We start from the raw sequence: 25191 nt of genomic DNA, 5'->3' as shown, positions 1-25191 counted from the left end.
ATTTGAAGGAGGGGGCAGAATGACCGCGACACTTACATTCGAACATCTCAAAACGCAGGTCTCAGCGGGTGAAGTAGATACCGTTCTGGTGTGCTTTGTTGACATGCAGGGCCGTCTGATGGGCAAGCGCTTTCACGCGGGTCATTTCGTTGCGGGCGCGTGGGAAGAAACCCATTGCTGCAACTACTTGCTGGCCACTGATCTTGAGATGGGCACACCGGACGGCTATGCCTCGACCAGTTGGGAGCGGGGGTATGGCGACTATGTCATGAAGCCCGATCTTTCGACCCTGCGCCCGGTGCCATGGCTTGAAGGCACTGTTATGGTGATGTGCGATATTCTCGATCATCACACGCATGAAGAGGTGCCGCATGCGCCTCGGGCGATGTTGAAGGCGCAGGTCAACCGCTTGAAAGCCATGGGCTATGAGGCGATGTGTGCGACAGAGCTGGAGTTTTTCCTTTTCGAGAAGAGTTTCGACGAAATCCGCAAAAACGGCTTTCGCGATCTCGAGCCGATTTCCGGCTACAACGAGGATTATCATATCCTCCAGACCACCAAGGAAGAGCATGTGATGCGCCCGATCCGTAACCATCTGTGGGATGCGGGGATACCGGTTGAGAACTCGAAAGGTGAGGCCGAAACCGGGCAAGAAGAGCTGAACATCAAATACGCGCCTGCGATGGACACGGCCGAGTACCACTCGATCGCCAAGAATGCGGTGAAAGAGATCGCCTGGCAGCGTGGTCATGCGGCGACCTTCCTGCCGAAATGGCATCACGACAAGGTCGGCAGCTCCAGCCACGTGCATCAATCCCTATGGAAAGACGGCGCGGCTGCTTTCTATGATGAAGGCGATCCGCTTGGCATGTCGGATGTGATGAAAAGCTACTTGGCTGGCCTGTTGAAATACGCCCCGGACTACACGTATTTTATGGCCCCTTACATCAACAGTTACAAACGCTTCATGAAGGGCACCTTTGCGCCGACGCGGATTATCTGGTCGGTCGATAATCGCACGGCTGGCTTCCGTCTGTGTGGAGATGGGACCAAGGCCATTCGGGTGGAATGCCGGATCCCCGGTTCTGACATGAACCCTTATCTGGCGATGGCCGGTATGCTGGCGGCGGGAATTGCCGGCATTGAGGAAGGATTGGAATTGCAACCTGCGGCAACCGGCGACGTTTACCAGGGCGATACGGGGATGATCCCCAGCAATCTTAGTGCGGCACTTGGCGCTTTGCGCGGCTCGGCCATGTTGCGAGCCGCCATGGGGGATGAGGTGGTCGATCACTACGCCCGGGCCGCTGAGGTGGAGATCGAAGAATTTGCGCGTGTGGTAACCGATTGGGAAGTTGCCCGTGGGTTTGAGCGCGCGTAAAGGACGGGAGTGAGGGGCCAGCCCCTCCCGCTCCCCGGGATATTTTTAGCCAGATGAAGCAGGGACCCTGATTTTTTGGAAATGGAGTGACTATGGGGCAGATGTTGAAGTGTGTCTCGCCGATTGATGGGTCGGTTTTTGCGGAGCGAGAGGTGTTATCTCGGGACGCGGCGTTTGAGGTGGCGGCTCGGGCGCGCGCCGCGCAAGCGGCTTGGGCGGCGCGGTCCTTACAGGAGCGAGTTGATCTGGTAATGGCCGGTGTGGCAGCTGTTGGTGCGATGAATGATGAGATCGTGCCGGAGCTTGCCCATATGATGGGTCGGCCCGTGCGCTACGGTGGCGAGTTTGGTGGGTTCAATGAACGCGCAAGCCATATGGCGGAGATTGCCGAGCGTTCTTTGGCCGATATTGCCGTGGGCGAGGATGAGACGTTTCGGCGGTACATTAAGCGCGTTCCGCAAGGGGTGGTCTTTGTGGTGGCCCCCTGGAACTATCCCTATATGACGGCGATCAACACGGTGGCTCCGGCGCTGATTGCTGGGAATACTGTAATCCTGAAACATGCCACTCAGACGCTATTGGTGGGTGAAAGGATGGCGCAGGCGTTCCACGCGGCCGGTGTGCCCGAGGATGTGTTTCAGAATGTCTTCCTCAGCCACGATGTGACCAATGATCTGATTGCAGGAAATGCGTTTGATTTCGTGAACTTCACTGGCTCGGTCGGTGGTGGTCGGGCCATGGAGCACGCGGCGGCGGGGACCTTTACGGGCGTGGGCACGGAACTGGGCGGGAAAGATCCGGGCTATGTCATGGAGGATGCCGATCTGGATGCCGCGGTGGATACCTTGATCGACGGGGCGATGTTCAACTCGGGTCAATGCTGTTGCGGGATAGAGCGGATCTATGTGCATGAAAGTCTTTTCGACGACTTTGTTGCAAAGGCGGTCGAGATTGTGAAGGGCTACAAGCTGGGTAATCCTCTGGACCCGGAGACGACGCTGGGTCCGATGGCCAATGTGCGCTTTGCCGATGAAGTGCGTGCTCAGATTGCCGAGGCTGTAGCGGATGGCGCGGTTGCCCATATCGAGACATTCGCTGAGGATGACGGTGGTGCCTATCTGACGCCTCAGATTCTGACCAATGTCACCCATGATATGCGCGTGATGCGGGATGAGAGTTTTGGGCCGGTCGTGGGGATTATGAAAGTGTCCTCTGACGAAGAGGCCATCGCTCTGATGAATGACAGCGAATTTGGCCTGACCGCCAGCCTGTGGACCCGTGACGTGGACCGGGCTGCGCGGGTGGGGGATCAGATCGAAACCGGCACTGTGTTCATGAACCGGGCGGATTATCTGGACCCGGGTCTATGCTGGACCGGCTGCAAGAATACAGGGCGGGGTGGTGGCCTGTCGGTCATCGGGTATCATAACCTGACCCGTCCAAAATCCTACCATTTGAAGAAGGTAACATCATGAGCCTTGTTGGAAACTGGTCCTACCCGACCGCGATCAAATTCGGTGCTGGCCGCATCAAGGAATTGCCCGAGGCCTGTGCGGCGGCAGGGATGAAGCGCCCCCTGTTGGTGACGGACAAGGGGTTGACCGATTTGCCGATTACCACGGCGACGCTGGATATTCTTGAGGCCGCCGGGCTGGGTCGGGGTATGTTCAGCGATGTGGACCCGAACCCGAATGAAAAGAACCTTGATGCCGGTGTCGCGGCCTACAAGGCCGGCAGTCATGACGGGGTAATTGCCTTCGGCGGCGGCTCGGGACTGGATCTTGGCAAGATGGTTGCCTTCATGGCGGGTCAAACGCGGCCGGTTTGGGATTTTGAAGATATCGGCGATTGGTGGACCCGCGCGAATACGGATGTGATTGCGCCGATCATTGCGGTGCCGACCACGGCCGGAACAGGGTCCGAGGTGGGGCGTGCCAGTGTCATCACCAATTCCGAGACCCACGCCAAGAAGATCATCTTTCACCCGAAGGTTTTGCCGACCGTGGTGATCTGCGACCCGGAAATGACTGTGGGCATGCCGAAATTCATCACCGCAGGCACCGGGCTGGACGCCTTTGCCCATTGTGTCGAGGCCTATTCCAGCCCGCATTACCACCCAATGAGCCAAGGCATCGCGCTGGAGGGGATGCGGTTGGTCAAGGACTATCTGCCGCGCGCCTATGCGGATGGCACTGATCTTGAGGCGCGCGCGCAGATGATGAGCGCGGCGGCGATGGGGGCGACCGCGTTTCAAAAGGGGCTCGGTGCGATTCACGCCATGAGCCATCCGATTGGCGCAGTGTTCAACACCCATCACGGTACGACCAACGCGGTCTGTATGCCCGCGGTGCTAGAGTTCAACGCACCCGCCATTGCGGATCGGTTCCAACAGGCTGCCGCTTATCTGGGTATCGAGGGCGGCTTCGACGGATTCCAGAGCTTCGTTCAGGAATTCAACAATGCGCTTGGGATCCCGCGTCAGCTGTCGGAACTGGGCGTGACCGAAGATCGGATTCCGGAACTGGTCGAAGGCGCGATCATTGACCCCTCCTGCGGGGGCAATCCGATTGAGCTGACGAAAGAGAACCTGACGCAGCTGTTCCACGCCGCGCTTTAGGTGAGACGGCCCGGCGAGTTTCCTTGCCGGGCCTCCTAAGTGTTACTCAGCCGCCATGGCGCTGATCTCGGCACGCGCCATCGCGACCCATTCCAGATCCTTGGTGTAACGCCAGGCCAGATCGCCGTTTTCATCCATGGCGATCAGGTGCAGCCAACGATTGTCGAATAGCTCTTTCACGGTTTCGTTGCGTCTGAGGATGTCGTTCATCGCCTCTCGTGGGGCCTCGATGATGACCGACAGCCGTAGCGGATCGTGCTGGAACGCCTCTCCGTCATGCACGGATTGCCAAGGTAGGCCGGGGCGCAGCGCGCCGCCATTGCCTTCGACAACACCGATGCCGCCGACCACATTGTGCAACAGTTTGTTGCCGCCACCGAACAGGCTAGGCGCGACGGTCGAGCCGTAATACTGCAGGCTGATCCAGCTGGCGACCACGACCGGGGCGGTCATGATCAGTTCCAACACGCCAAAGCCCTCATCCGCGCGCCAGTCATAGCTGTGCAGGAAGGACTGGCCCGCAAGACCCGTGCCAACAGTCCGGGACCGCGGCGCGGCAATGAAGGCGCGGCATCCGGCCAGACCCCATTCGGGGCGCAGCTCAGCCCAATCGGTGGCGCGGCGGGCGATGTCATTGGCCCCCTTGGCACGCGGCAGACGCGCGGCACGCTCAGACCGGGCCAGCTGTCCGGCCGAGGTCAGCCAGTTTTTCAGCTGTGCAATCTGCGCGGCCCACTGACCCGTCGCCTGATCCTGATCGAACAGAGAGACCTTGTCGGTCGTAGTGTGGTGCATCGCCGCCAGAAACAGCGTGTCCGCCGGGATGTCAATCCCCTCGGCGCGCAGCCCTTCACGTACCGCATGATCGTTCAACAACCCGGCCAGAAGGCGGGCGCTGACGTCACCGGCATGACCGCCACATGCGCCACATTGCAGGGCGCTTTCATGGGGGTTGTTGGTCACATCCGCGCCATGACCGGCCAGCATCACGATACGAGCAAAGTTGCTGGTCAAAGACATCGCCCCAAGGATGGCCTTGGCCGAGGCGACGCGTGCAGGTAGGTCGATCCCGTCGTCAAGCTTCGGCGCGGGGTCGAACTTCGCGGCGCCGTGGCCCTTGCCCAGAGCATCACGCAGCAGTTTGCCCGCATAGACGGGCCCTGTTGCCTCGACAAAGGCGAATGAGGAGACGGCGGCCAGTTTGAACCGGCCCCAGGCCCGTTTGGCCCGTGCGGTGTAGCGGCGATTCAGGTCAGCCTGCGCGCCCTCGGCCGCGTGGGAGCATACGTTGGGGTTCAACAGGACTGGCCCCCGTATTTCGGTCACGTCGGAACCGGCTGCTTTGTGGGCGCTGGCGAGGCCGAAGAATCCCGCAAAACCAATGGTCTCGATCCCGCTGTCCTGCGATTCCAGCGCGCGGCGGAAGACTTCGGAGCGGACGTCGATGCAAAACGCCGCTTGCACTTCGGGGCGGCCTTCGACCATCCGCGGCTGACGGGCGCTAAGGGTTTGTGCCAGTTTGCGTTGTTGCGCGCGCTCCGAGGCGTCCTGTAGCACCGCGTCGATCACCAGATCGCGGGTCGGGGTGATGGGGGCCTCATGCCGGGCAATGGTTTCAGCCCAGCGATCGGCAATCTGATCGTGGTAAAGACCAAACAGAGCCTCTTCGAATACCATGCGAATGGCCAGCAGTTCGGTGGTGCTTGTATCCGTCTGCCCTTCCAATTCAGCCTGCCACAGCAGATAGCGGGCATATTGCGCCCATCCGCCCAGTGTCATCAGCCAGCGATGGAAGGCCGTGCTGGCCGCCTCAGGGGTGACACCCAGAGCCTCAGAGGCGCGACCAATCGCCCGCCATTGCGAGCGGTTGGTGCCAGCGACAAAAGCTCCGAACCCTTTCAGGCCGTGGATTTCCGGGGTCAAATCGCGTGAGGCGAACTCACGCCACGCACTGTAGGCACCGCCTGTGCGGTTGGGTTGCCATAGGGCCTGACCCTGATCGAAATGACTGGCGGCCCAGGCTCCGATCCGTTCGTCAATCAGACCCGGCCAGTCGATGCCGGAGACCTCGGCGGCCAGATCGGCAACCGTGGGCAGGGGGGACAGCTTCGCGGTCTCGGACCCAAGCGCAGCTTGCAGATCTTCGAAACTGGGTGCGTCAAAGCGGCTTTCGACACTGGCGAGGGCCTCCCGCAGATCGGCCTCAGAAATCTCTCCGCTTGCCAGTTTCTGCGCAAGTACCGTCCGGTCCGGTGTGATCCGCGTGCCTGCAACCCGCGCCAGCCGGGCGGAGGTCACGGCCAGCGTCTCTTGCGTTTGTCCCAGAAACGGGTTCACCGCGACGTTGGAGGCAAGCGGGAACAGCGGCGGGATTTGACGCACCGCGTCATTGGCCAACGCGACCAGTTCCAGAAGGGCGGCGGGATAGCTTTCGTGCTTCATATACATCTTGAGAAACCCCTCTTACACGGTTTGGCGCTTGGACCATCCGTCCAGCAGCCGGTCAAAGATTGCGTTGGCATAAAGCCCGTTTGACAGATGCACCCGAATACCAGCCGCCGCCGGGTGCGAGGCCCATAGCGGGAAGGTCGATTGTGCCAGAGCGACCGCGCCAAAGCTGATCAGGGCGAGAATGATCAACGTCCACTCCAACGGCCCGGGCGCGGGCGCAGCGGGCAGGGTGCCCTTGGTCAAGTACACGGCGATGATCTGCAGGACGAAGTAGCTGATCGAGGTTACGCCAGCATAGACAACAGTGCGGCGGGTCAACGCGCCGGGTGCGGCATCAGCAAAGCCCTGCGCCAGCAGATAGGCGACGCCGAAGATCAGGATCACGCCAAGGGCAATCGCCTGAACGGATTTGCCGTCTACGCCAAAGGTCATGGCGACGATGCCGTAGATCAGGATGCCGGTGGCAAAGGCCAGCAAAACGTTCCGCGCGCTTGGAACCGCGACTGGACCGGGCCTGCGGATTGCGGCCACGTTGCGCACGGCCTCACCCGCGCTGAGGAAAGCATGCGCTTTGTAGAGCGAATGCGCCACGATGTGCAGCAGCGCCAGCGGGAACAGGGCCAGCCCGCATTGCATGATCATGAAGGCCATCTGCGCAATGGTCGACCACGCCAGCGAGGTCTTCACTGCAGGTTGTGTCAGCATAACCAGACCGCCGAATAGCGCGGTGAACCCGCCTAGCATCACCAGCAGCGCCATGATGCCCGGTGCGGCCAGCATCACGTCGGCAAATCGGATCAGTAGGAACCCGCCGGCGTTGATGACGCCCGCATGCAGCAGGGCCGAGACGGGGGTCGGGGCCTCCATCACCTCGGTCAGCCACCCATGGACCGGGAACTGGGCCGAGGCCATGATGGCGGCCAGCGCAATCAGCAGCGCGGCGGCGATGGTCAGCCCGTTGGGTTCAGCCGAAGACAGGATCGAGGCAATGTCCGTGGTGCCATAGGTTGAGATCAACAGGACTACCGCAAGGGCTAGCGCGCCTTCACTGATACGCGCCACAACGGCCTTTTTCCGCGCTGCCCTTCGGGCGGTGGTCCGCTCGGGGTAGAACAGCAACAATTGGTGCAGCAGCAGGCTGGTCGCAATCCACGCAGCGAGCAATTGGATCAGGTTGCCCGACATCACCAACAACAGAACCGAGGCGAGTGTTGCCGACATCCAGCCGGTGAACGCACCCTGACGGGCCTCGCCATCCATATAGGTAGCCGAATAACGTATAACGACCCATCCGATGAAGCTGACCAGAACCAGCATGATGGCGCTGACCGCGTCAAGCCGCACGGAAAGGCCAACGCCCCAGACCCCGATCAACCCCGAGGTGCCGGAGCCGTTAAGAACCAGCATCAGGGCCGACAGCGCAGCGCCTCCGAAAGCCGCCAATGCAGCCCATTCCGACAGCCTGACGACGTGGTTTGGCCGCAGTCCCGGGTTGCGGCTGGCATAGTAGGCCGATGCCAGCAAGATCAGAGGGCTAAGCAAGGGTAGAAACAGGTAGGTCATGATGCGCGTTCCTTGTGAGTCCAGCCTGATTTGGCCGGTTGAGCAGGACATATTGCGCCTTCGTCAGTATGAAAAATACATTGTTATGGAGATTGCGTTCTATTATTTAGAACGGTATGCCGCTTAACTATCATCACCTACGTTACTTCTGGGCGGTCGCCCATGATGGCAATCTGACCCGGACAGCCCAGCGGCTGAACCTGTCGCAATCCGCGCTGTCCGTTCAGATCAAAGAGCTTGAGGAACGGCTGGGTCATCCCCTGTTTGAACGTCGCGGGCGCAAGCTGCATCTGACCGAGGCCGGGCGTATCGCGCTGGACCATGCGGATGCAATTTTCGCGACAGGACAAGAACTTGTGGCCACTCTGCAGGATGAGGGCAACGCACGTACTGCGCTGCGGGTTGGTGCGCAGGCGACCTTGTCGCGGAACTTTCAGATCGGCTTTCTGCGCCCGATGCTGGCGCGCTCAGATGTCGAGGTGATCCTGCGATCAGGCAATCCCAGCGAGTTGCTTGAGGGGCTGGAGACGCTGAATTTCGATCTGGTTCTCATGAATCATGAGCCCGCCAGTGACAGCTTGACCAGTTTTGAAACGCATCATCTTGCGGAACAGCCCGTCAGCATCGTCGGCACGCCGGCGCGACTGGATCCAAAGCGCCCGATCCGGGAACTGTTGGAGGAGCAGCCCTTTATCCTGCCCACCACCAATAACAGCGTCCGCACCGCGTTTGATTCGATGGCCAGCCGCATGTCAGTCCGGCCTCAGATCGCGGCCGAAGTGGATGATATGGCCATGATGCGCCTGCTCGCGCGTGAGGATATCGGGCTTGCACTTGTAGCCCCGATCGTTGTGCAGGATGAGCTGTCCTCGGGCCGTCTGGTTGAGGCCGAGGAACATCCCCGCATCAAGGAAAGCTTTCACGCCGTCACCTTCAAACGTCGCTTTCCCAATCCGCTGGTGCGGGAGTTGCTGACCTATAGCCTGCCTCAATAGAAGTGAGGCAGGTTCTTTGCGCGGGCCACGCGAACCCAATTGGGAACGAAGGGGATGATCTTGTCTTGTGAGGGCACCATCATCTCGATGAAATTCGCGCCCGGATTGGCGATGGCGTCTGACAGAATGGGTTCAATATCGGCTTCAGAGGTGATCCGGGCGGTTTTGAAGCCGAACCCTTCGGCCACTTTGCAATAGTCGACACGCCCGAAATCGGTGGTCCAAGGCTCATCCACATCGTCGAGCAGGATCGCCTCACCTCTGATCCAGCCAAACGTGTCGTTGCGGGTCAGGATAACGGTGATGTTCTTGCCGCTGCGCTTGAGGGTCTCCATATCGCCGATGACGAACCCGAACGATCCGTCTCCGGTGAAGGAAATGACCGGGCCGTCATGGGCGTAGATCGCGCCAACTGCGGCAGGCACCGAATATCCCAGCGCCCCCATCGAGTAGTTGGTGATGTAGCGCCGCCCCGGTTTGCGGAAGGTCAGCAGCGCCGAAGGGTAAATCGCACTGACGCCGGGCTCAGACGTGACAACCGCGTCATCAGGCATGATCCGGTCCAACACTTGAGACAGCTTGACCGGTGAGATCGTACCCTCTGGCATCGGGATGTTCGAGTTGAAGACCTTGTCCAGCGCGGTTTGTTTGATGGGGTTCAAATCCAGTGGCGTCCGCTGAAGGCCGGGATGCTCAGCCTTAAGAATTTCAACCATATATTCGATCGTTGCGCGGGCATCACCAACAAGGCCAACCTTCAGCGGGAAGGTGTTTCCGACATGAGCCTCTGCAATATCAAGGTGCAGGAAGGTTTTGGTATAGGGATCGCCATAGAGTTTCCAGTGATCCGTTCCGGCGCTGTCGGTATTCGAGCCGATGAAGAAGATTGTGTCGGCCTCGAGCAAGTATTGGTTCGAATACTCCATACCTCCACGGCCACCGATGACGCGCAGGGCCAATGGATGATCCTCTGGAATGGTGCCTTTGCCGGGCGTGGTGGTGCCGACCGGGATTTGCAGCCGTTCAGCCAGTTCAAGGATTGCATCCGAGGCTTGTGAGATCAGCGCGCCCTGGCCACAGACAATCGCAGGTTTTTGCGCCGCCAACAGCACGTCGATTGCAGCGCGGATCTTGCTGTGATCCGCGACCGGTCGGTGCGCGGGATAGGTGCTGTAGTCCGGTTCGGCATACAGGTCGATGATGTCGGCCTCTTCGCCAAAAATGTTGATCGGCACACGGATATGAACCGGCGCCGGACGGCCCGAGGTTGCAACGCGAAAGGCCCTGCGTATCAGGAACGGGATATCGCGCGCATTGGTCAGTACGAAGCTTTCCTTGCAGATACTGTCATAGAGCCGAGTTTGATCGACGCCGGTCAGACCGTGCTTTTTGTCCTGATTGATCGGAATGTCCGAGCTGAAATAGATCACCGGCACCGAGCTGAGGAACGCCTCAGTAATGCCCGGGGTGCAATGGGTCACACCGGGGCTGGGCGCTTCAAGCACGGCAGGGCGACCTGTGATCTTAGCATAGGCTTCAGCGGCGAAGGCCGCGGTGCGTTCATCGCGGGTCAGCACGAACTCGATCCCGCTATTGGCGCGCCATTCCTTGTACCAGCCAATCGTTGTCTCACCGGGCAGACCGAAAACATGGGAAACGCCGTGAAGCTCCAGCATTTTCAGGATGATCTGCGCGCCATTCATGCGCGTCGTATGGGGTTGGTTCATCAGGTGGACCTTCGTTGGTGGCGTGTTTCGGGCAAACCCTTTTGAGGGGGTTTGCGCACATCGCCACCATGTCTAGGCGAGGATCGGAAGTCCAGAATTTGCTTATCCTACAGCGCCCTTGGTGTTCACGTGAACTGCGTAAACACTGGTGGTTGCGGTGATGAACAGCATATTGCCGCGCGGGCCGCCGAAACACAGGTTCGCGACGGTCTCGGGCGTTTTCACCTTGCCCAGCAGCTCTCCGTCGGGCGAGAACACATGCACCCCGTCCGCCGCGGAGCACCAGACATTGTCGTATTGGTCTACGCGTAGCCCGTCGGGCAGACCCTTATCAATCGCGGCGAAATCGCTGGGTTTGCCAAGCCCGCCGTCCGGCTGGACATCAAAGACCTTCAGTAAAGAAGGAACGTCCGGGTCATGGCTGCTGCCGGATTCGGCGACGTACAGGCGGCCTTCATCTTTAGAGAATGCCAGCCCGTTCGGCTGCACGAAATCGCGTGAAACAATGGTGGGTTCCGGACTGTCCGGATCAAGGCGGAAGACAAAGCTGCCGTCTTGCTCGGGCTTGGCTTTGTGACCTTCAAGATCAGAGAGGATGCCGTAAGTCGGATCCGAGAACCAAATCGAACCATCCGAACGGGTGATCACGTCGTTGGGCGAATTCAATCGGCGGCCATCATGATGGTCAGCCATTGTTGTCTGTCGTCCGTCATGCTCGGTCCGCACCACTGAACGGGTTGCGTGCTGGCAGGTCACCAGCCGCCCCTCGCGATCACGCGTGTTGCCGTTGGAATAGTTTGAGTTCTGGCGGAACAAGCTGGTGCCGCCATGCGGGGTCCAGCGATACATTTGGGCATTCGGGATGTCCGAGAACAGCAACGTTTCATGTGCGGGAAACCAGACCGGCCCCTCGGTCCAGACATGGCCCGTCGCGATCCGTGCCAGCGTGAGGTTGGAGTGGATCAGGTCCCGAAACACGGGACGGATGACCTCATATGTCTGCGAATGACTCATGCGCTATATCCCTTTCGGCTGGCCAGAGTGACCACACCCACAATCACAAGCCCGGTCAAAATCAGGCGAATTCCGGCGCCCAGACCGTATGAATTCAGCATCGATACGATCAAAAACATGAACAGCGCCGCCCCCCAGATACCGGGCACGTTCGAATTGCCTCCGCCGATGGACGACCCGCCAATGACGACGACTGCAATGGACATCAGCATGTATTCGGTGCCCATGTTCAGGTTGGCCCCGCCCGAGAAGCTGGCCAGCAGAAACCCCGCCAAGGCGGCACAAATGGCTGAGTTGACATAGATGCCAAAGCGCACCGCGTTCACCGGGACCCCGCTGAGCCTTGCCGCGCGTAGGTTTTGCCCGATGGCCGAGATCCACCGCCCTGCAATCGCGCGTTCCAAAAGCAGCCATGCACAGAAGGCCAGCGCAATGCCGACCCAGGCGACATTCGGAACCCCGAACGTCCCGCCCGAGGCGAACTCGGCCAAGGGTTCCGGTGGTTTGATGCGCAGCCCCCGGTTCGACCAGATCGCCAGTGATTGGTACAGGAACGAGGCGGACAGAGTTGCGATGATGGGCGGGATACGCAGTATCAGGATCAGCGCGAAGTTCACGATCCCGCAACCGATGCCTATTCCGATTGCAACCAGCAGGCCGGGCAGGATCAGCGCGGACTGCGTGTCCATGAACTTTAGCGCCAAAGTGGCGGCCAATGTCATTGTGGCTGGAACAGACAGGTCGATATTGCCGGGACCAAGCGTAATCACGAGCATCTGTCCGATGCCGACAATAGCCGAGAAGGAGGCAAAGGTCAGCGCCGCATAGAGTAACGACCCCGCCCCGGACCCGGCCAGCAGACTGGTGGCGACAAAGGTAATCCCTGCGGCCAGATAAGCCCAGAGCCACGGTTTCTGAACAAGTGCCCGCAAGGGATTGTGTCCGGTGTCAGGGGTGGTTTGATCACTCATGCCGAGACCTCCTTGCGGACAAAGAACAGTCGCACGGCCAGAACGAGGATCAGGATCGCGCCCTGTGCACCGATCTGCCAATCCGGCGAGAGGCGCAGAAAGGACAGGAAACTGGCGGCAAGGGTCAGGGTCAGCGCCCCGATAACGGCCCCGAAGGGCGAGACACGACCGCCGACAAATTCGCCTCCGCCAAGGATCACGCCAGCAATCGACAACAGCGTATAGCGCAGCGCGATATTGGCATCCGCCGCAGTGGTCAGTCCGACAAGGCACATGCCTGCCAGCACTCCGAACAGGCCCGCCAATCCATAGGCAGAGGCCCGCAGGCGGACGACCGACCAACCAGCGCGCTCCATTGCGCGTTCATTGCCGCCAACACCCTGAAGAACCACGCCCACCCAGGACCGTTTGATCAACAGATGCACGGCAAAGGCCACGACCAGCGGAGCAATCACGGCAACCGGTACCAGTGGGGTTTTGAAATTCATCAGTGTTTTTAACCACTCGGGCGACGCTCCGCCGGGTGAGGGCAGGATCAGCACCGCTAGCCCGCCCCAGACGAAAGACATGCCCAGGGTCACGACGATTGCGGGCAATCCGCGCAGTTGGATCAAGGCCCCAAGTGCTGCATAGGCCAGAACCGCCGCGGCCAGAATGCCATAGCCCAGCAGAGGCGTGTCGTGCACGAATGTGGCCGTGACACAGGCGCAGAAACTGACGAAAGTGCCGATCGATAGGTCGATGTCGTTGACCATGATGATCATCATCTGCGCAATGGTGGCCAAGGCCACGGGAATCGCCAGATTGAACAGGAGGTTCAGGCCAAAATAGCTCATCGCGCGGGGTTGCAGGTAGAACACGGCCCCCAACAGGACGGCCAGAGACAGAACGGGCAGCAAAAGGCGCAAACGGTCGCTGGTCATATCAGGCCTCCTGCATCTGGAAAGAGGCGTGCAGGATGTTCTCCTCGGTGATCTCGTCACCTTCCAGCTCGGCTGCAATCTGACCGGCGCGGAACACGAAGACCCGGTCACATTCGAGGATTTCGTCGGTCTCGGTCGAGTACCACAGGAAGCTGCGGCCTCTTGCGGCTTCTGCCTGGATCATCTGATAGACGTCTTTCTTGGTGCCCACATCCACGCCGCGCATCGGGTCATCCATCACAACAATCGGCGCGGAGGAGGCCAGCGCGCGGGCAAACAGAACCTTCTGCTGGTTGCCGCCCGAAAGGGAAAGGATCGGGTTCAACAGGTTGTCTGTGCGAATGCCTATACGGTCTTTCCAAGTCTGAACCATGTCCGCCTCATCGCTTCGATCCACCATCACTTTCTGGCTGAACTCGGGCAGAGTTGTCAGCGAGAGGTTTCGCATGATCGACCAGAGCGGCATCAACCCGTCACGGGCGCGGTCTCCGGCGACAAAGACCACCTCGGGCTGGCGCGCGGATTTCCATTTTGGGGCGTGGTCGAAGTAGATTTGCGCTAGTGCTTCGGCCTGTCCGTGACCTGCAAGCCCGGCCAGCCCGACAATCTCACCCGCGCGGGCGTTCAGCCCATTTGCCGCCCGTACAACCTCGGCCCCGAGGGTCCGATCTGCCCGCCCGGCGCCCGAGGTGTCTTCATCTGGCGCGACATGCCCCATCGCATCCACGATCGAGGCTCGGGTGAATTGGCTGGCAGGTTGGTCATCAACGATCTGGCCATCTTTCATGACGATGATCCGGGTCGAGACTTCGAAAATCTCACCCATCATGTGCGAGATGAACAGCACCGCACCGCCTTTGGCGCAGAACCGTTTGATATGGTCCAGCAATTGTTGCGCGATGGCGGCGTCAAGGGACGAGGTCGGCTCGTCCAGAATAACAAGGCTGGGTTCTCGGTCGCGGTCGGCAAAGGCGATGGCGATCTCGACCATCTGACGCTCGGCTATAGTCAGGTTTCCGACCGTTGCGCGGGCGTGGATGCCATGACCCGGAAAGACAAGGTCCAGCGCGTCGAGCATCTTTTGCCGCGCAACCCGCCGCCAGGCTTTGCGCGGCATGTTGCGATAGGGAATACGCAGGTTCTCCAACACGGTCAGGTTCGGGCAGAGCGACAGCTCCTGAAACACGCTACGAATACCTGCATTCTGCGCGTTTAGACTGTTGCGTAGGGCAGGATCTGCGTTCCGATGGTGAACGGCGCCCTGAGTTTGCGTGAGGCGGCCGTTGATCACATTCGCCAGCGTGGATTTCCCGGCCCCATTGTGGCCGACCAGTCCGACGCATTCTCCTGCGCTGATGCTCAACGTCGCACCACGCAGGGCAAGAACAGGCCCATAGGACAGATGGGCCTGCTCCAGAGAGACGACCGGAGCGGCGGTGGCTCCGGGTCCCGTATTCTCGTCGGTCTTCACGCGCTTACTGGGCCGACGCGATGACGTCTTTGGCCTGATCCTGCGTGTATTCCACGTTGGCGACCGAGCCCTTGGGCGTTGTTTTCAGGGCGTCCTTCAAATCTGCCTGATCGATTTTCAGGAACGGCACGGTCAGGTCCTTCGGCACCTCTTGCCCATCCAGAATCTGCTGGGCGACCCAAAAGGCCAGCGTGCTGACGCCCGGCGCAATCGACAGAGAGGTTGTCTGATACCCGTTTGCGTCCTGCTCATCTGACCACCACTGAAGTTCGTCCTGACGGTTGCCCATTACGATGGTCGGCATTGGACGATCCGTGGCCCCGATGGCCTGCGCGGCCCCATAGCCGTCACCACCCTGGGTTACGACGCCCACGATCTCGGGCAGGCTGGGCAGGATACCGGCGACGGCCTTCTGCGCCACATCCTGCGCCCAATCCCCATGGACCGAGCCCACGATCTCGAAATTGGTGTTCTTCACCTCGTCATGAATACCCGCGCTGATCTCGTCATCGACGAACACTCCGGCCAGACCGCGGATTTCCAGCAGGTTGCCGCCATCAGGATAACGCTCGGCCAGGTATTTCACCTGCTCGCGCCCCATTTGCTGAAAGTCGACCGCAATGCGCCACGCGCAGGGTTCCTGAACGATGCCGTCGAAGGACACAACGGTGATACCCGCATCGCACGCGGCCTTGACCGCGCCATTGATTGCGGTGGGTGAGGCGGCGTTGATCACAATGGCATCATAGCCCTGCAGGATCATGTTCTGGATCTGAGCCGCCTGTTCAGTGGCCTGATTTTCCGAGGTCGTAAAGGCGTCAGCAGCGGCGACAACACCATCCGCGACGGCCTGATCTCCGTTCTTATGCCAGCTTTCCAGCATGGCTTGCCGCCACGAATTACCTGCGTAGTTGTTCGACAGGGCAATGCGTTTGTCGGATGTATCCGCTTCGGCAGCCGGGGCTGTCAGGGTGATGAACCCGGCCGCAGCGCCGAGCAATATGGCCTTTAGTGTCATGTTTTCCTCCCAAAGCGGCCCAAGCGCCGCACGATTTTGGTGCCAGCCTGACGGGGCCGACGTGCCTAAAGTCGCTAAAGGGCACGCACAGCGTAAGAGTAGGACGCGCGCATTCCTTGCGGGTTCCCGCAAATAGGCTGCGGCGACCCGCATGACACCTGATCCGCCGGTCGATATACTTGCACATGCCGGTTGCGGCGGGCTGGCGCTGCGAAAGAGAACACATGGCCGATCTTGCCTATTATTTACGGATTTCGAATCATCTGGCGGGCAATCTGGATATCAAATCCGCGTTGCGGTCAGTGAAATCCGAGATTGTGCGCATTCTGGAAATTGACCATCTGGATGTCTGCCTGATCGACGAGGAAGGGCGGCTTAACACAAGTTATGAGGTCGGCCTGCGCACCAGTTGGAGCCGCACCCGCGCCCCGGTCGAGGTCTCGCCCGTGCGCGATATCCTGCGGGGGGATTGCGACTACATGCTGACCGGAAACGCCCCGAAGGACCCGCGATATGTGTTCGAAGGAGGGGACTACGATCCCATCCTCAAACACAATATGCGCAGCCGCGTGAATGTGGCGATGAAAGTGCTGGGCCGCACGATCGGGTCCTTGAACTGTTCGTCACAAAAGCTTGATTTCTATGATGAACAAGCGGTCGAACAGGTTCGCAATATTGCGGATATTCTGGCCCCGTATTTCTATGCTCTGCGTGCGAATGAACAGGCCCGGCGTGAGGCGATCATGCGGACCGAGGTGCAAGCGCGGGAAGAAGGGCTGCGGCTTGGGGCCCTCAGCCTGACAGACGCGCTAGAGCTGGAACGCCAACGGGTAGGGATGGATCTGCACGATCAGACTCTGGCCGATATGACGCGGATCAGCCGGGATTTGGAGCGGTGCGAAACGCCTCAGGACTTGGACGGGCTGCGCAGCAGTATGAGGAACTGCATCCAGGGATTGCGTGAGATCATCGATACCTCGATTCCGTCGCTGCTGGAGCTGTTCGGCTTTCAGCACGCCGTGCGAACCCATCTTGAACGCGCGATCGACCCGGATGAAGGGGTCGAGATTGACGTGCGTGATCTGTCCGGCGGGATGGTCGACCGGCTGCCGCAAACCAAGCGCATCGCTTTGTTCCGTATCGCACAAGAGGCCATCAACAACGCGGTCCGGCACGCCTCGGCCAGTCGGATCGAGGTCGAGATTGTATGTCAGGACGGGCTGCGCCTTCGCGTGCGGGACAATGGGCGCAGCATGGGAGCGATTGAAATCCGGCAGGCCTCGGGCGGGTTGACGCACATGCGCACCCGCGCCCGGCTGATAGCCGCGCAGTTTGACATCCGCTACAATGGCGGGACCGAGATTACGGTCTGCCTGCCGGCTTCTGAATGCCCGAAAACCGAGGTGTTGGCATGAAGGTTCTGCTGGTCGAAGACGATGCCATGCACGCGAACTACCTGCGGGAGCTGGTTCAGGATGCCTTGCCCGAGGTGACCGACCTGAGCCTCGCCTCGAACGGCCGGGAAGGGGAAGAGCAGGCCCGACAGAATTGTGTTGAAGCCATCGTCATGGACTTGCGCATGAAAGAGCGAAACGGGATCGAGGCTGCGCGGACCATTTGGTCGGAACGCCCCGCGACCCGCATTCTGTTTTGGTCCAACTATTCTGACGAGGCCTATCTGCGCGGCATTGCGCGGATCGTTCCGAAAGAGGCCGCCTATGGTTATGTTTTGAAGACGGCCAGCCCCTCACGAATGCATCTGGCCCTGCGCGCCGTTCTGATCGAGGCGCAGATCATGGTGGACCGCGAAATCCACCAGATCCAGCGGGAACAGAGCCGCTCGGGCGAGGCGCTGACGGAGGTTGAGCTGGCAATCCTATCCGATCTCGCCCTTGGTTTGCCCGACAAGACCATCGCGCTGCGTCGTAAGCTGGCCCTGAGGACGGTGCAGAACCGGCTGCTGTCGATCTATGAAAAGCTGGATGTGGGCGATTTGCCGGTGGATGCCAGCGATATCGCGATCAACAAGCGTGTCCGGGCGGTTTCAAAGGCCATGACTTCTCAGATACTGAACCGTGAGAGCATCTTTTCGGCCGAGAAAGAGCTGGGCAGCTGGCTTGAGCGTCGGCAAAACTTGGGATGACGGCCACGCTAGTCAGATCGTGAGGATTTGAACAGGTAGAGGAACACAAACAGCGACCCAATCGAAGTTGTGACGATCCCCACCGGCAGTTCCTGCGGGGCCAGAAGCAATCGGGACAGGATGTCTGAAAGCGTCAACAGGATGGCACCGACGACGGCAGATGTGATCAACAGATTGCGGTGCAGCGTTCCGGCGATACCTCGGGCGATATGCGGAACCATCAGGCCGACGAACCCGATCACGCCTGCCACCGATACAAAGCTGGCCGTGGCCAAGGCGGCGACCAGAAACATTCGAAACCGCAGGCCTTGCACTGGAATACCCAGTGTTGAGGCCGTGAAATCCCCCGTCAGAAGCGCGTCGAGCCAGCGGCTGCGATAGAGGGAATAGCCCAGGATCAAGGCTAGCCCCAGTACGACAAGTGGAAAGGTCTCCCACCGGGCAAGACCAAGGCCGCCTAGCATCCAGAAAATGACGGAATGCGCGGCGCGGCTGTCGCCTGCGAAGATCAGATAGTTGGTGATGGCCGAAAACAGGAAGGATACAGCCAGGCCTGCAAGGATCAGTTTTTCCGGCGCGCTGGTGCGCAGGCTTTGAACCAGGGCCAGAACAATGCCGGACGCGATCAGGCCTCCGCAAAAGGCCGCAAGCGGCAGGGTCCAGATGCCCAGAACATCGCCTGTCACAGTGATGACGAGAACGGCACCAGCAGCAGCCCCGGACGAGAGGCCAAAGAGAAACGGGTCAGCCAGGTCATTGCGCGTTGTCGTCTGCAATACGACCCCGACAACACCCAGCCCAGCCCCAATCACCGCCGCAAACAACGCGCGGGGCAGGCGCAGGTCAAAGACGATCCGGTGCAGAGGGGACATGTCGCCCTCAGTCACGCCAGTCCCCAGCCCAATCGCGGTGAAAACCTCGGCCAAGGGGATCGGGGTGGTGCCATAGATCGTCGACAGCAGCAAAAGGGCGGTCAGAATGACCGCCCCCAGCAGGACCGCCTGGCCCGTCTTCGTCATCTCAGCTGTTACCCCGGTGCATCGCCGTTGCCATCTTCTGGATCGCTTCGATGTTTGCCGGTCCCGGTGTCAGCTCTTCGTAGCGCAGGCCGATCCAGCGCTCGTTCTTGACTGCATCGGTCTGCGACATCACCGGATGTTCCTGCAGGAACTTAAACGTATCTGCCGCGCCATTGCCCGTTTGGTAGTCCAGCAGAACAAGGAATTCGGGGTTCGAGGCGGCGACAGCCTCCCACGAGGTGCGGCCCCAGCTAGTGTCCATGTCATGGGTGACGTTGACGCCGCCAGCCGCTGCGATCATCGCGTCGGGAATGGCATATTTGCCTGCGGTAAAGGGCGCATCGGCCGGGCCGTCCAGCAGGAAGACGCGGGGTTTTTCCAGATCGGCGGTTTTGGCTTCGATCGCGGCCAGTTGGTCTTTCCAGCCCGAGACCAGCGCGTTCGCCTTGTCCTCGACATGCATGACCGTGCCCAGACGCAGAACGTCGTCAAACAGCAGGTCCATGCTGGCTTCGGGACGGTCTTTGTTCAGGTGAATGCAGCTTTCGGTCAGCACCATGGTCTTGATGCCAAAGGGCTCCAGCGTGTCAGGGGTGACGTCTCCGCCGGGTTTCATGCCGTAATACCAACCGGCGAAGAACATGTCGGGTTCGACCGCGACGAGGTTTTCGACCGTCGGGTATTTCGGAGCGAGTTCGGGGATGTCACCGCGCTGCGCGTCGAAATCGGGGCTGGTCTTGTACCAGCCGGTGATCCCGGTCAGGCCAACGATGCTGTCTTGAAGACCCAGTGCAAAGGCCATGTCGGTCATGTTCATGTCATGAACCACGATCCGCTCGGGCTTGCTATCGAACACCAGAGGTTCACCGCAATTGTCGACGGTGACCTCTTGCGCGGCAGCGCCGCCCGCCAGCGCGCTTAGGACCGCAGCGGACAAGAGTTTCAGTTTCATCAATCTCTCCTGTTAAGACGAAAGCTTTCGTTTTCGGATGTCCAGCGCGGGGATCACGCGTCCTTCGTGCTGGAAACACAAATAGTCAACACCAAAAGTCTCGCGCACGCGGTCTGGGGTCAGAACCTCGGCGACCGGGCCGAAGGCCGTAAGCTGTGCGTTCTTCATCAGGGCGACGTGGCTGGCGAATTCGGGGATCATGACCAGATCGTGGACGATCATTACAACCGTCACACCCAACTCGGCCACCAGAGACAGCATGTGCCCTTTGGCATCCGGATCCAGGTGGTTGGTCGGTTCGTCCAAAAACAGCAGCGAGGGGTTCTGCGCCAACGCCCGTGCGATATGGGCGCGCTGGCGCTCTCCGCCCGACAGTTTTGCCATCTGTTTGCCAGCCAGATGGGACAGTTCGGTGGTGTCTAATACGCGCTGCAGGTCCGTCTTAAGAGCTTCGGCGGATTTGTCGGCCTTGATCGGGATTTGCCCAAGGGCCACATAGTCGCGCAGTTGCAGCCGCCCGTCGGGCATTTCTTGCTGGCCGACAACGGCAATCCGTCGGGCCCGCTCCAGCGACGACAGTTTCCGCAAGCTTTGACCCTGAATACGTACATCGCCCAGCGCCAGTTTTGCGACACCGCACACGAGGTTGAGCAACGTCGTCTTGCCCGCCCCGTTCGGGCCAGCAACGGCCAATATCGCGCCTTCCTCAAGCGTGAACGAGGTGTCCCGCAGCAGAACATCTCCGTTCAGGGCGTAGTATTCCAGGTTTTCAGCAATCAGAAAGCTCATGCTGTGCCCTCCGGCGGCAGGCAGGGCATGCGCGACAGGGTTTTGGTGTAGAGCGCCAAAGGACGGGTTGAGGCGCTGGTCCAACCATCCTCGCTGTCCCGGAATTGATGGGCGAACTCCGCCAAAGCCCTCAGATCGTCGGTGGATTGAATATCGCCAAACAGATATTGCGCCTTGCCCTTGGCCTGCAGCCCGACTGTCATCGGGCGGTCGCACCCGGCCATACAGTCGATCAGACGTGTCGAGAACCCCTCGGGCAGCTGGCCGTCCAGCGCTTCTTTCGCCTCGTGCGGAGGGATCGGCCCTTTGCAGGTGCCGCATATCAGGACGAAATGATCAGCCATGGCACGCGTCGCCGACTTGAACAAAAGCCGATTGAAGGCAAAAGCCATGAGTTGCATCAGCACGCAGATGTGCCATCGAGCCTCCTTCCGGGACACCCCGCCCCGGGTTGGTTAATCTGTGATGGCAGGTCTCCTGACTTGCGGGTCATTGCTCGGCCAACCTTCCCGACCTTAGGGGCCAGTGGTTTTGTGGCGTCGCTCTCCGCTTACAGTTGCGGGGGCAGTCACGGCATTGGCCTTTGGGCCGCACCGTATTCCCATTTTCATCCCTAAGGCACAGGCCGTCGGGAACCATCCAGAGCAGCTAGTCTGCTCACGCTCCTATTGTCAAGCGCAGGAATCGCGCTATCGGACCACGCGCAGGGTTGGCCTGCGCGCGCTTTGGCCCGGTCCGACGCCATTTGTCGGGAACTGGCTGGCCAGGGTCAAACCGGCCTGTATCAGATGGGCGTCCGGGTAGCCTCCGGTCAAATCATTCAAGGCATCGCGCGCTGCCGGAGTTTCGTCGCGGCGCATGTGATGCAGCATCCGGAGCAGGGCGTGCTCGTCACATGTCAGTTCTTGCCGTGTTTCAACACAAAGCGGGTCTTTGAAGGCCAGACCCAGAAGGCGGGTGCGTAGCGTGGCCTTGATAATCTTGAAGACCAGATGCGCCAGAACAAGCCCCTGATCGCGCCCCCAACGCTCGGTCGCTACCGAAAAGGCATGTTGCCAAGCCTGCGTTTCCGGCTCTGTGAAGCTGAGGATGAAGTGCCGCATGACAGGCAGCAAACCGCGTTCGAAACCGTCAAATTCGACGCGGGGCAGTGTGTGGTTGGATGCCGAGTGTTTCATGCGCGTTCCCTTTTGGGTTCGAGGGCTTTCGCGGCCAAAGTGTGGACGTTTTGCGGAAGGTTGTTTGGTTCAACCGGTGTTTCAGAACGCGGTGATGCAGCGCGGACGGAAAAGCTGAGATCAGCCTCAATCGCCTGCCTCAGTTTCGGTTTCAATGCGCAGCCAAAGCGGCTGGCAACGGCGTCCATGGCCAACAGGTCGGCGAGGGATTTTCGCATGTCAGGTTATCTTTCGGTCGCAAAAATGGGACCGGGCGATGATTCCAAGGAATCTGACTGGGTCGGCCGTCAACTGACTAAATTAGTCAGAAAATGCAAGCGCGAAATTCCAAATGAAGTCAGTAGTCGGCAACTAACAGGAAATCCGGTACTGCATCTTCTTCGATTGTTGCAAAGCGGGGGATCGGGTCTTCAAATACGTTGTCCGTCCGGTCGTCATTCACGGTTGAGACTTCGCCGATCAAGCAATCCGCACCTTCCGCCCAGAAGGCATGCCAGATGCCGGGCATCAAGGTCACGCTCTGGCCTGGCTTCAGGCGCAGATGCTCTCCGGGCTTTATGGTGACGGGGCAGGCATCGCTGGGAACGGTGACCGGGGTATTGCGGTCGATACCGCCGTCGGGGTCCGAGGCATAGATTTCCATAACCAGATCGCCACCCCCTCGGTTGATGATGTCTTCGGCTTTGACGATATGGCGATGCATCGGCGACAGCTGTTTTTCGCGAGAGATCAGCAGCTTTTCGGCATAGAGCATACCGCGCCCCCGGCTCAGATCGCTCACGTTGCCGTTGCGCAGGGTGAACAGAAACAACCCAAGCTCATCGAATTTGCCCTGACCGTAGTCGGTGATATCCCAACCTAACCCATGGGCACGGATACTGTCCGCCTGGGCGCCGCGCATCTGCTCAGGTGTCCAATCTGCGAAAGGCGGCAGAACGGCACCAAATGAACTGATGAATGCCTGGGCTTCGGTCTTGATACGGTTGATTTCGGATCGTTTCATCTCGGACTCTTCGTAGGGCTATAATTCATGCGACCAGGGCGGATTTGCTCCGGCGCGCGAGACGGTGACGGCAGCCACCTCTGCGCCCAAGGTCAAAGCGTCGCGTAGCGCATCCGGGGACAGTGACCTCAAGCCCGGCTTTGTCAGCTGGCCTGCCCGTTCCAACGAGGCCAGAACCCCTGCATTGAACGTGTCCCCCGCGCCAACCGTATCCACAACTTGCACCGGTTTGACTGGGACTGAGACCACAGCACCGTTGGCCTGATAACCTGAAGCGCCCTCACTTCCGCGGGTGACGATGACGGCAGAGGGGCCTGCTTGAAGCAGCAAAGGGACTTTTTGATCGTGGCTTTCCGGGCCGGGGATGATCCAGTCCAGATCCTCATCCGAGACTTTGACGATATCGGCCTGTTCGATCATTTGGTTCAACCGCGTGCGATACCGGGTCTGATCCTGTATGAAACCGGGTCGGATATTGGGGTCCAACATCACAGCACAGTTCGCGCCATGTTGCGCCAACATCGCTGCATAGGCATCCGCGCAGGGCTCGCAGGCAAGGCTGATGCCACCAAAATATAACGCCGAAACCGCGGGGAGTTGGCGTGGCATATCCTCGGCCCGTAACATCCGACCCGCAGTGTTTTCATCGACAAACGTGTATGTGGCGTGACCGTTCTTCAGTTGAACGAAAGCCAGCGTGGTCGGCCTGTCCGAAGCAATCACATGTGTCGTGTCTACATGGCTGGCCCGCAGGTCATTGGCCAATTGCTGCCCGAACATGTCTGAGGACAGACCGGTCAGCAAGCCTACGGGCGCGCCCAATCTGCCTAAAGCGATAGAGGTATTGAATATGGCTCCGCCAGAATGGGGAACGAAACCGTCCCGCCCGGACGGGGTCGGTTCGGCAATCATGTCGATCAGGGCTTCTCCGCAACACAGGATCATCCCACATCCTCTTCCAAAATACGCTCAGTTATCGCTGAAGCGCATTTTTGCAGAAGTTGTTAGCGCCAACAATGCCAAATTCGGCTTGTTCCGAGATATAAAGGTTCATCGACTGCCGCAACTCGCTAAAACGTCCGCCTGCATTGAACGCGTTGCGGAAGGTTTCGCCAAACATCCAGCGGTTTTTCTCGGCTACGCCACCAACAAGGAACACACCACCGGCAGGCATCACTGTGACGGCCATGTCACCCATCAACGCACCCAGATGGCCAATGAACAATTCTGCAGTGCGAACCGCGATCGGGTCACTGCCGTCACGTGCGTCCTGCAGAATATCTCGGGCGGTGCGAACCGGAGGCTGAGCCTGCCCAGCCGCCATGCCTGCGGCCTGATACAGGATCGGCAAGCCGGTTCCGCTGAGGAACATCTCAGCCTCAAGCACGAGGCTGTTGTCGAAAAAGCATTCGGGTGCCAGATGGCGCGCGGCGTCGAAGATATCGACTTCATCCCGCGCGCGCGGAGACAGGCCAACATGGCCGCCTTCGCCTGACACGGTGTGGAAATGCCCTTCCGAATAGAGCAGCGCGCCGACACCCAAACCGGTTCCAGGCCCGACGACCAATCGCGTACCCATCGGCGGAGTGGCAGAACCTTGCAGGACGGATACGTCAGCCTCTGTCACTTCGGCCACGGACCACGCTGCAGCCGTAAAGTCATTGATCACGTAGGTGTTGGTGGCCCCCGTCGCCTTGGCCAGAGCGTCCTCGGACAGGTCCAAATTCGCGTTGGTCAGTTGGATGCGCCCGTCGCGCACCGGTCCGGCTCCGGCCGCGACCACGGCTTGGGGCGCGGTGCCAATTTCATCGCGGATATGATGCAACGCGTCCAGCAGATCGGGCAGGGTGCCCGTCGGGTGTTTGTGCAATGCGGTCAGCTTACCATCGGAGACAACGCCTAGACGCGTATTCGTTCCGCCGATATCGGCCACCAATGTCCAATGTGGGCACAAAGACCCGGACGGCTGGCGATAG

General features: G+C 59.8%; 23 protein-coding genes and 1 riboswitch. Of the genes, 6 read left to right on the top strand and 17 right to left on the bottom strand.

Features of this window, described 5'->3' with window-relative positions; genetic code table 11:
* Positions 1-19 precede the first annotated feature (19 nt).
* The 3 genes from ACR0B5_RS15730 (at position 20) to ACR0B5_RS15720 (ending at position 3998) form a co-directional block, all read left to right on the top strand.
* Positions 20-1381: a glutamine synthetase family protein gene (locus tag ACR0B5_RS15730; protein ID WP_480541668.1), complete on the top strand. Its 1362-nt coding sequence runs from the start codon at positions 20-22 to the stop codon at positions 1379-1381.
* Between the two features lie 92 nt (positions 1382-1473).
* Positions 1474-2856: an aldehyde dehydrogenase family protein gene (locus ACR0B5_RS15725; RefSeq protein ID WP_480541666.1), complete on the top strand. Its 1383-nt coding sequence runs from the start codon at positions 1474-1476 to the stop codon at positions 2854-2856.
* Complete coding sequence (locus ACR0B5_RS15720; RefSeq protein WP_480541664.1) at positions 2853-3998, top strand: iron-containing alcohol dehydrogenase; 1146 nt, start codon at positions 2853-2855, stop codon at positions 3996-3998. The genes ACR0B5_RS15725 and ACR0B5_RS15720 overlap by 4 nt, the downstream gene beginning before the upstream one ends.
* 42 nt (positions 3999-4040) lie before the next feature.
* On the opposite strand, the gene ACR0B5_RS15715 is transcribed toward ACR0B5_RS15720, so the two are convergent.
* Together ACR0B5_RS15715 and ACR0B5_RS15710 are read right to left on the bottom strand one after the other, a co-directional pair.
* Complete coding sequence (locus tag ACR0B5_RS15715; protein ID WP_480541662.1) at positions 4041-6446, bottom strand: YbcC family protein; 2406 nt, start codon at positions 6444-6446, stop codon at positions 4041-4043.
* A gap of 15 nt (positions 6447-6461) precedes the next feature.
* Positions 6462-8012, bottom strand: a complete 1551-nt coding sequence (locus tag ACR0B5_RS15710; protein ID WP_480541660.1) for a proton-conducting transporter transmembrane domain-containing protein — start codon at positions 8010-8012, stop codon at positions 6462-6464.
* 116 nt (positions 8013-8128) lie between these two features.
* On the opposite strand from ACR0B5_RS15710, the gene ACR0B5_RS15705 reads away from it, so the two are divergent.
* Entirely contained in the window at positions 8129-9007 is an 879-nt protein-coding gene (locus ACR0B5_RS15705; RefSeq protein ID WP_480541658.1) for a LysR family transcriptional regulator, read from the top strand.
* Here ACR0B5_RS15705 and ACR0B5_RS15700 read toward each other — a convergent pair.
* The 6 genes from ACR0B5_RS15700 to ACR0B5_RS15675 all read right to left on the bottom strand — a co-directional run bounded on the left by ACR0B5_RS15700 (position 9001) and on the right by ACR0B5_RS15675 (position 16131).
* Positions 9001-10734, bottom strand: a complete 1734-nt coding sequence (locus ACR0B5_RS15700) for a thiamine pyrophosphate-binding protein (protein WP_480541657.1) — start codon at positions 10732-10734, stop codon at positions 9001-9003. The two genes, ACR0B5_RS15705 and ACR0B5_RS15700, sit on opposite strands and share 7 nt — an antisense overlap.
* 102 nt (positions 10735-10836) lie before the next feature.
* Positions 10837-11748 (bottom strand): SMP-30/gluconolactonase/LRE family protein, encoded by a 912-nt coding sequence (locus ACR0B5_RS15695; protein ID WP_480541655.1) that lies wholly within the window; start codon positions 11746-11748, stop codon positions 10837-10839.
* Positions 11745-12719 carry an ABC transporter permease gene (locus ACR0B5_RS15690; RefSeq protein WP_480541654.1) on the bottom strand — a complete coding sequence of 325 codons (975 nt, stop codon included), beginning with the start codon at positions 12717-12719 and terminating at the stop codon, positions 11745-11747. The genes ACR0B5_RS15695 and ACR0B5_RS15690 overlap by 4 nt, the downstream gene beginning before the upstream one ends.
* A complete protein-coding gene (locus tag ACR0B5_RS15685; RefSeq protein WP_480541652.1) occupies positions 12716-13642 on the bottom strand; it encodes an ABC transporter permease in 927 nt (308 codons plus the stop codon). The genes ACR0B5_RS15690 and ACR0B5_RS15685 overlap by 4 nt, the downstream gene beginning before the upstream one ends.
* 1 nt (position 13643) lies before the next feature.
* Entirely contained in the window at positions 13644-15113 is a 1470-nt protein-coding gene (locus tag ACR0B5_RS15680; RefSeq protein ID WP_170679925.1) for a sugar ABC transporter ATP-binding protein, read from the bottom strand.
* Positions 15114-15117: 4 nt separating this feature from the next.
* Positions 15118-16131 (bottom strand): substrate-binding domain-containing protein, encoded by a 1014-nt coding sequence (locus tag ACR0B5_RS15675; RefSeq protein WP_480541650.1) that lies wholly within the window; start codon positions 16129-16131, stop codon positions 15118-15120.
* Between the two features lie 224 nt (positions 16132-16355).
* Here ACR0B5_RS15675 and ACR0B5_RS15670 point away from each other — a divergent pair, with 224 nt between their 5' ends.
* Together ACR0B5_RS15670 and ACR0B5_RS15665 are read left to right on the top strand one after the other, a co-directional pair.
* Positions 16356-17546 carry a GAF domain-containing sensor histidine kinase gene (locus tag ACR0B5_RS15670; protein ID WP_480541648.1) on the top strand — a complete coding sequence of 397 codons (1191 nt, stop codon included), beginning with the start codon at positions 16356-16358 and terminating at the stop codon, positions 17544-17546.
* Positions 17519-18274: a response regulator transcription factor gene (locus ACR0B5_RS15665; protein ID WP_480541646.1), complete on the top strand. Its 756-nt coding sequence runs from the start codon at positions 17519-17521 to the stop codon at positions 18272-18274. The genes ACR0B5_RS15670 and ACR0B5_RS15665 overlap by 28 nt, the downstream gene beginning before the upstream one ends.
* Positions 18275-18282: 8 nt before the next feature.
* Here ACR0B5_RS15665 and ACR0B5_RS15660 read toward each other — a convergent pair whose 3' ends face one another.
* From ACR0B5_RS15660 to ACR0B5_RS15620, 9 genes are all read right to left on the bottom strand, one after another.
* Complete coding sequence (locus tag ACR0B5_RS15660; protein WP_170472546.1) at positions 18283-19293, bottom strand: iron ABC transporter permease; 1011 nt, start codon at positions 19291-19293, stop codon at positions 18283-18285.
* A gap of 1 nt (position 19294) precedes the next feature.
* A complete protein-coding gene (locus ACR0B5_RS15655; protein ID WP_480541644.1) occupies positions 19295-20245 on the bottom strand; it encodes an ABC transporter substrate-binding protein in 951 nt (316 codons plus the stop codon).
* Positions 20246-20257: 12 nt separating this feature from the next.
* Complete coding sequence (locus ACR0B5_RS15650) at positions 20258-21034, bottom strand: ABC transporter ATP-binding protein (RefSeq protein ID WP_480541642.1); 777 nt, start codon at positions 21032-21034, stop codon at positions 20258-20260.
* On the bottom strand, positions 21031-21435 hold the full coding sequence (locus tag ACR0B5_RS15645) for a DUF1636 family protein (protein ID WP_480541640.1): 405 nt from the start codon (positions 21433-21435) through the stop codon (positions 21031-21033). The genes ACR0B5_RS15650 and ACR0B5_RS15645 overlap by 4 nt, the downstream gene beginning before the upstream one ends.
* A 49-nt stretch (positions 21436-21484) precedes the next feature.
* Positions 21485-21688: riboswitch (cobalamin riboswitch) on the bottom strand.
* 35 nt (positions 21689-21723) lie between these two features.
* The gene (locus tag ACR0B5_RS15640) at positions 21724-22212 is read right to left on the bottom strand and encodes a hypothetical protein (protein ID WP_480541638.1); all 489 of its coding nucleotides are present in this window, start codon (positions 22210-22212) and stop codon (positions 21724-21726) included.
* Positions 22209-22430, bottom strand: a complete 222-nt coding sequence (locus ACR0B5_RS15635; RefSeq protein ID WP_480541636.1) for a hypothetical protein — start codon at positions 22428-22430, stop codon at positions 22209-22211. Before ACR0B5_RS15635 ends, ACR0B5_RS15640 begins: the two co-directional genes overlap by 4 nt.
* 119 nt (positions 22431-22549) lie before the next feature.
* Positions 22550-23215, bottom strand: a complete 666-nt coding sequence (locus ACR0B5_RS15630) for a D-lyxose/D-mannose family sugar isomerase (protein ID WP_480541634.1) — start codon at positions 23213-23215, stop codon at positions 22550-22552.
* Between the two features lie 18 nt (positions 23216-23233).
* Positions 23234-24160, bottom strand: coding sequence for a carbohydrate kinase family protein (locus ACR0B5_RS15625; RefSeq protein ID WP_480541632.1), 927 nt, complete (start codon positions 24158-24160; stop codon positions 23234-23236).
* A 28-nt stretch (positions 24161-24188) separates the two neighbouring features.
* On the bottom strand, positions 24189-25148 hold the full coding sequence (locus ACR0B5_RS15620) for a glucokinase (protein ID WP_480541862.1): 960 nt from the start codon (positions 25146-25148) through the stop codon (positions 24189-24191).
* Positions 25149-25191 lie beyond the last annotated feature (43 nt).

Source organism: Ruegeria sp. AG1 (assembly GCF_056541705.1).
The sequence above is the reverse complement of the archived record's forward strand: the minus strand, read 5'-3'. Positions and strand labels throughout refer to the sequence as shown.

Coding starts and splice junctions, on each gene's coding strand:
- ACR0B5_RS15730 (WP_480541668.1), top strand. CDS start 20: ATGACCGCGACACTTACATTCGAACATCTCAAAACGCAGGTCTCAGCG.
- ACR0B5_RS15625 (WP_480541632.1), bottom strand. CDS start 24,160: ATGATCCTGTGTTGCGGAGAAGCCCTGATCGACATGATTGCCGAACCG.
- ACR0B5_RS15695 (WP_480541655.1), bottom strand. CDS start 11,748: ATGAGTCATTCGCAGACATATGAGGTCATCCGTCCCGTGTTTCGGGAC.
- ACR0B5_RS15705 (WP_480541658.1), top strand. CDS start 8,129: ATGCCGCTTAACTATCATCACCTACGTTACTTCTGGGCGGTCGCCCAT.
- ACR0B5_RS15720 (WP_480541664.1), top strand. CDS start 2,853: ATGAGCCTTGTTGGAAACTGGTCCTACCCGACCGCGATCAAATTCGGT.
- ACR0B5_RS15645 (WP_480541640.1), bottom strand. CDS start 21,435: ATGCAACTCATGGCTTTTGCCTTCAATCGGCTTTTGTTCAAGTCGGCG.
- ACR0B5_RS15630 (WP_480541634.1), bottom strand. CDS start 23,215: ATGAAACGATCCGAAATCAACCGTATCAAGACCGAAGCCCAGGCATTC.
- ACR0B5_RS15665 (WP_480541646.1), top strand. CDS start 17,519: ATGCCCGAAAACCGAGGTGTTGGCATGAAGGTTCTGCTGGTCGAAGAC.
- ACR0B5_RS15640 (WP_480541638.1), bottom strand. CDS start 22,212: ATGAAACACTCGGCATCCAACCACACACTGCCCCGCGTCGAATTTGAC.
- ACR0B5_RS15675 (WP_480541650.1), bottom strand. CDS start 16,131: ATGACACTAAAGGCCATATTGCTCGGCGCTGCGGCCGGGTTCATCACC.
- ACR0B5_RS15685 (WP_480541652.1), bottom strand. CDS start 13,642: ATGACCAGCGACCGTTTGCGCCTTTTGCTGCCCGTTCTGTCTCTGGCC.
- ACR0B5_RS15660 (WP_170472546.1), bottom strand. CDS start 19,293: ATGACGAAGACGGGCCAGGCGGTCCTGCTGGGGGCGGTCATTCTGACC.
- ACR0B5_RS15670 (WP_480541648.1), top strand. CDS start 16,356: ATGGCCGATCTTGCCTATTATTTACGGATTTCGAATCATCTGGCGGGC.
- ACR0B5_RS15710 (WP_480541660.1), bottom strand. CDS start 8,012: ATGACCTACCTGTTTCTACCCTTGCTTAGCCCTCTGATCTTGCTGGCA.
- ACR0B5_RS15725 (WP_480541666.1), top strand. CDS start 1,474: ATGGGGCAGATGTTGAAGTGTGTCTCGCCGATTGATGGGTCGGTTTTT.
- ACR0B5_RS15655 (WP_480541644.1), bottom strand. CDS start 20,245: ATGAAACTGAAACTCTTGTCCGCTGCGGTCCTAAGCGCGCTGGCGGGC.
- ACR0B5_RS15635 (WP_480541636.1), bottom strand. CDS start 22,430: ATGCGAAAATCCCTCGCCGACCTGTTGGCCATGGACGCCGTTGCCAGC.
- ACR0B5_RS15715 (WP_480541662.1), bottom strand. CDS start 6,446: ATGTATATGAAGCACGAAAGCTATCCCGCCGCCCTTCTGGAACTGGTC.
- ACR0B5_RS15650 (WP_480541642.1), bottom strand. CDS start 21,034: ATGAGCTTTCTGATTGCTGAAAACCTGGAATACTACGCCCTGAACGGA.
- ACR0B5_RS15700 (WP_480541657.1), bottom strand. CDS start 10,734: ATGAACCAACCCCATACGACGCGCATGAATGGCGCGCAGATCATCCTG.
- ACR0B5_RS15690 (WP_480541654.1), bottom strand. CDS start 12,719: ATGAGTGATCAAACCACCCCTGACACCGGACACAATCCCTTGCGGGCA.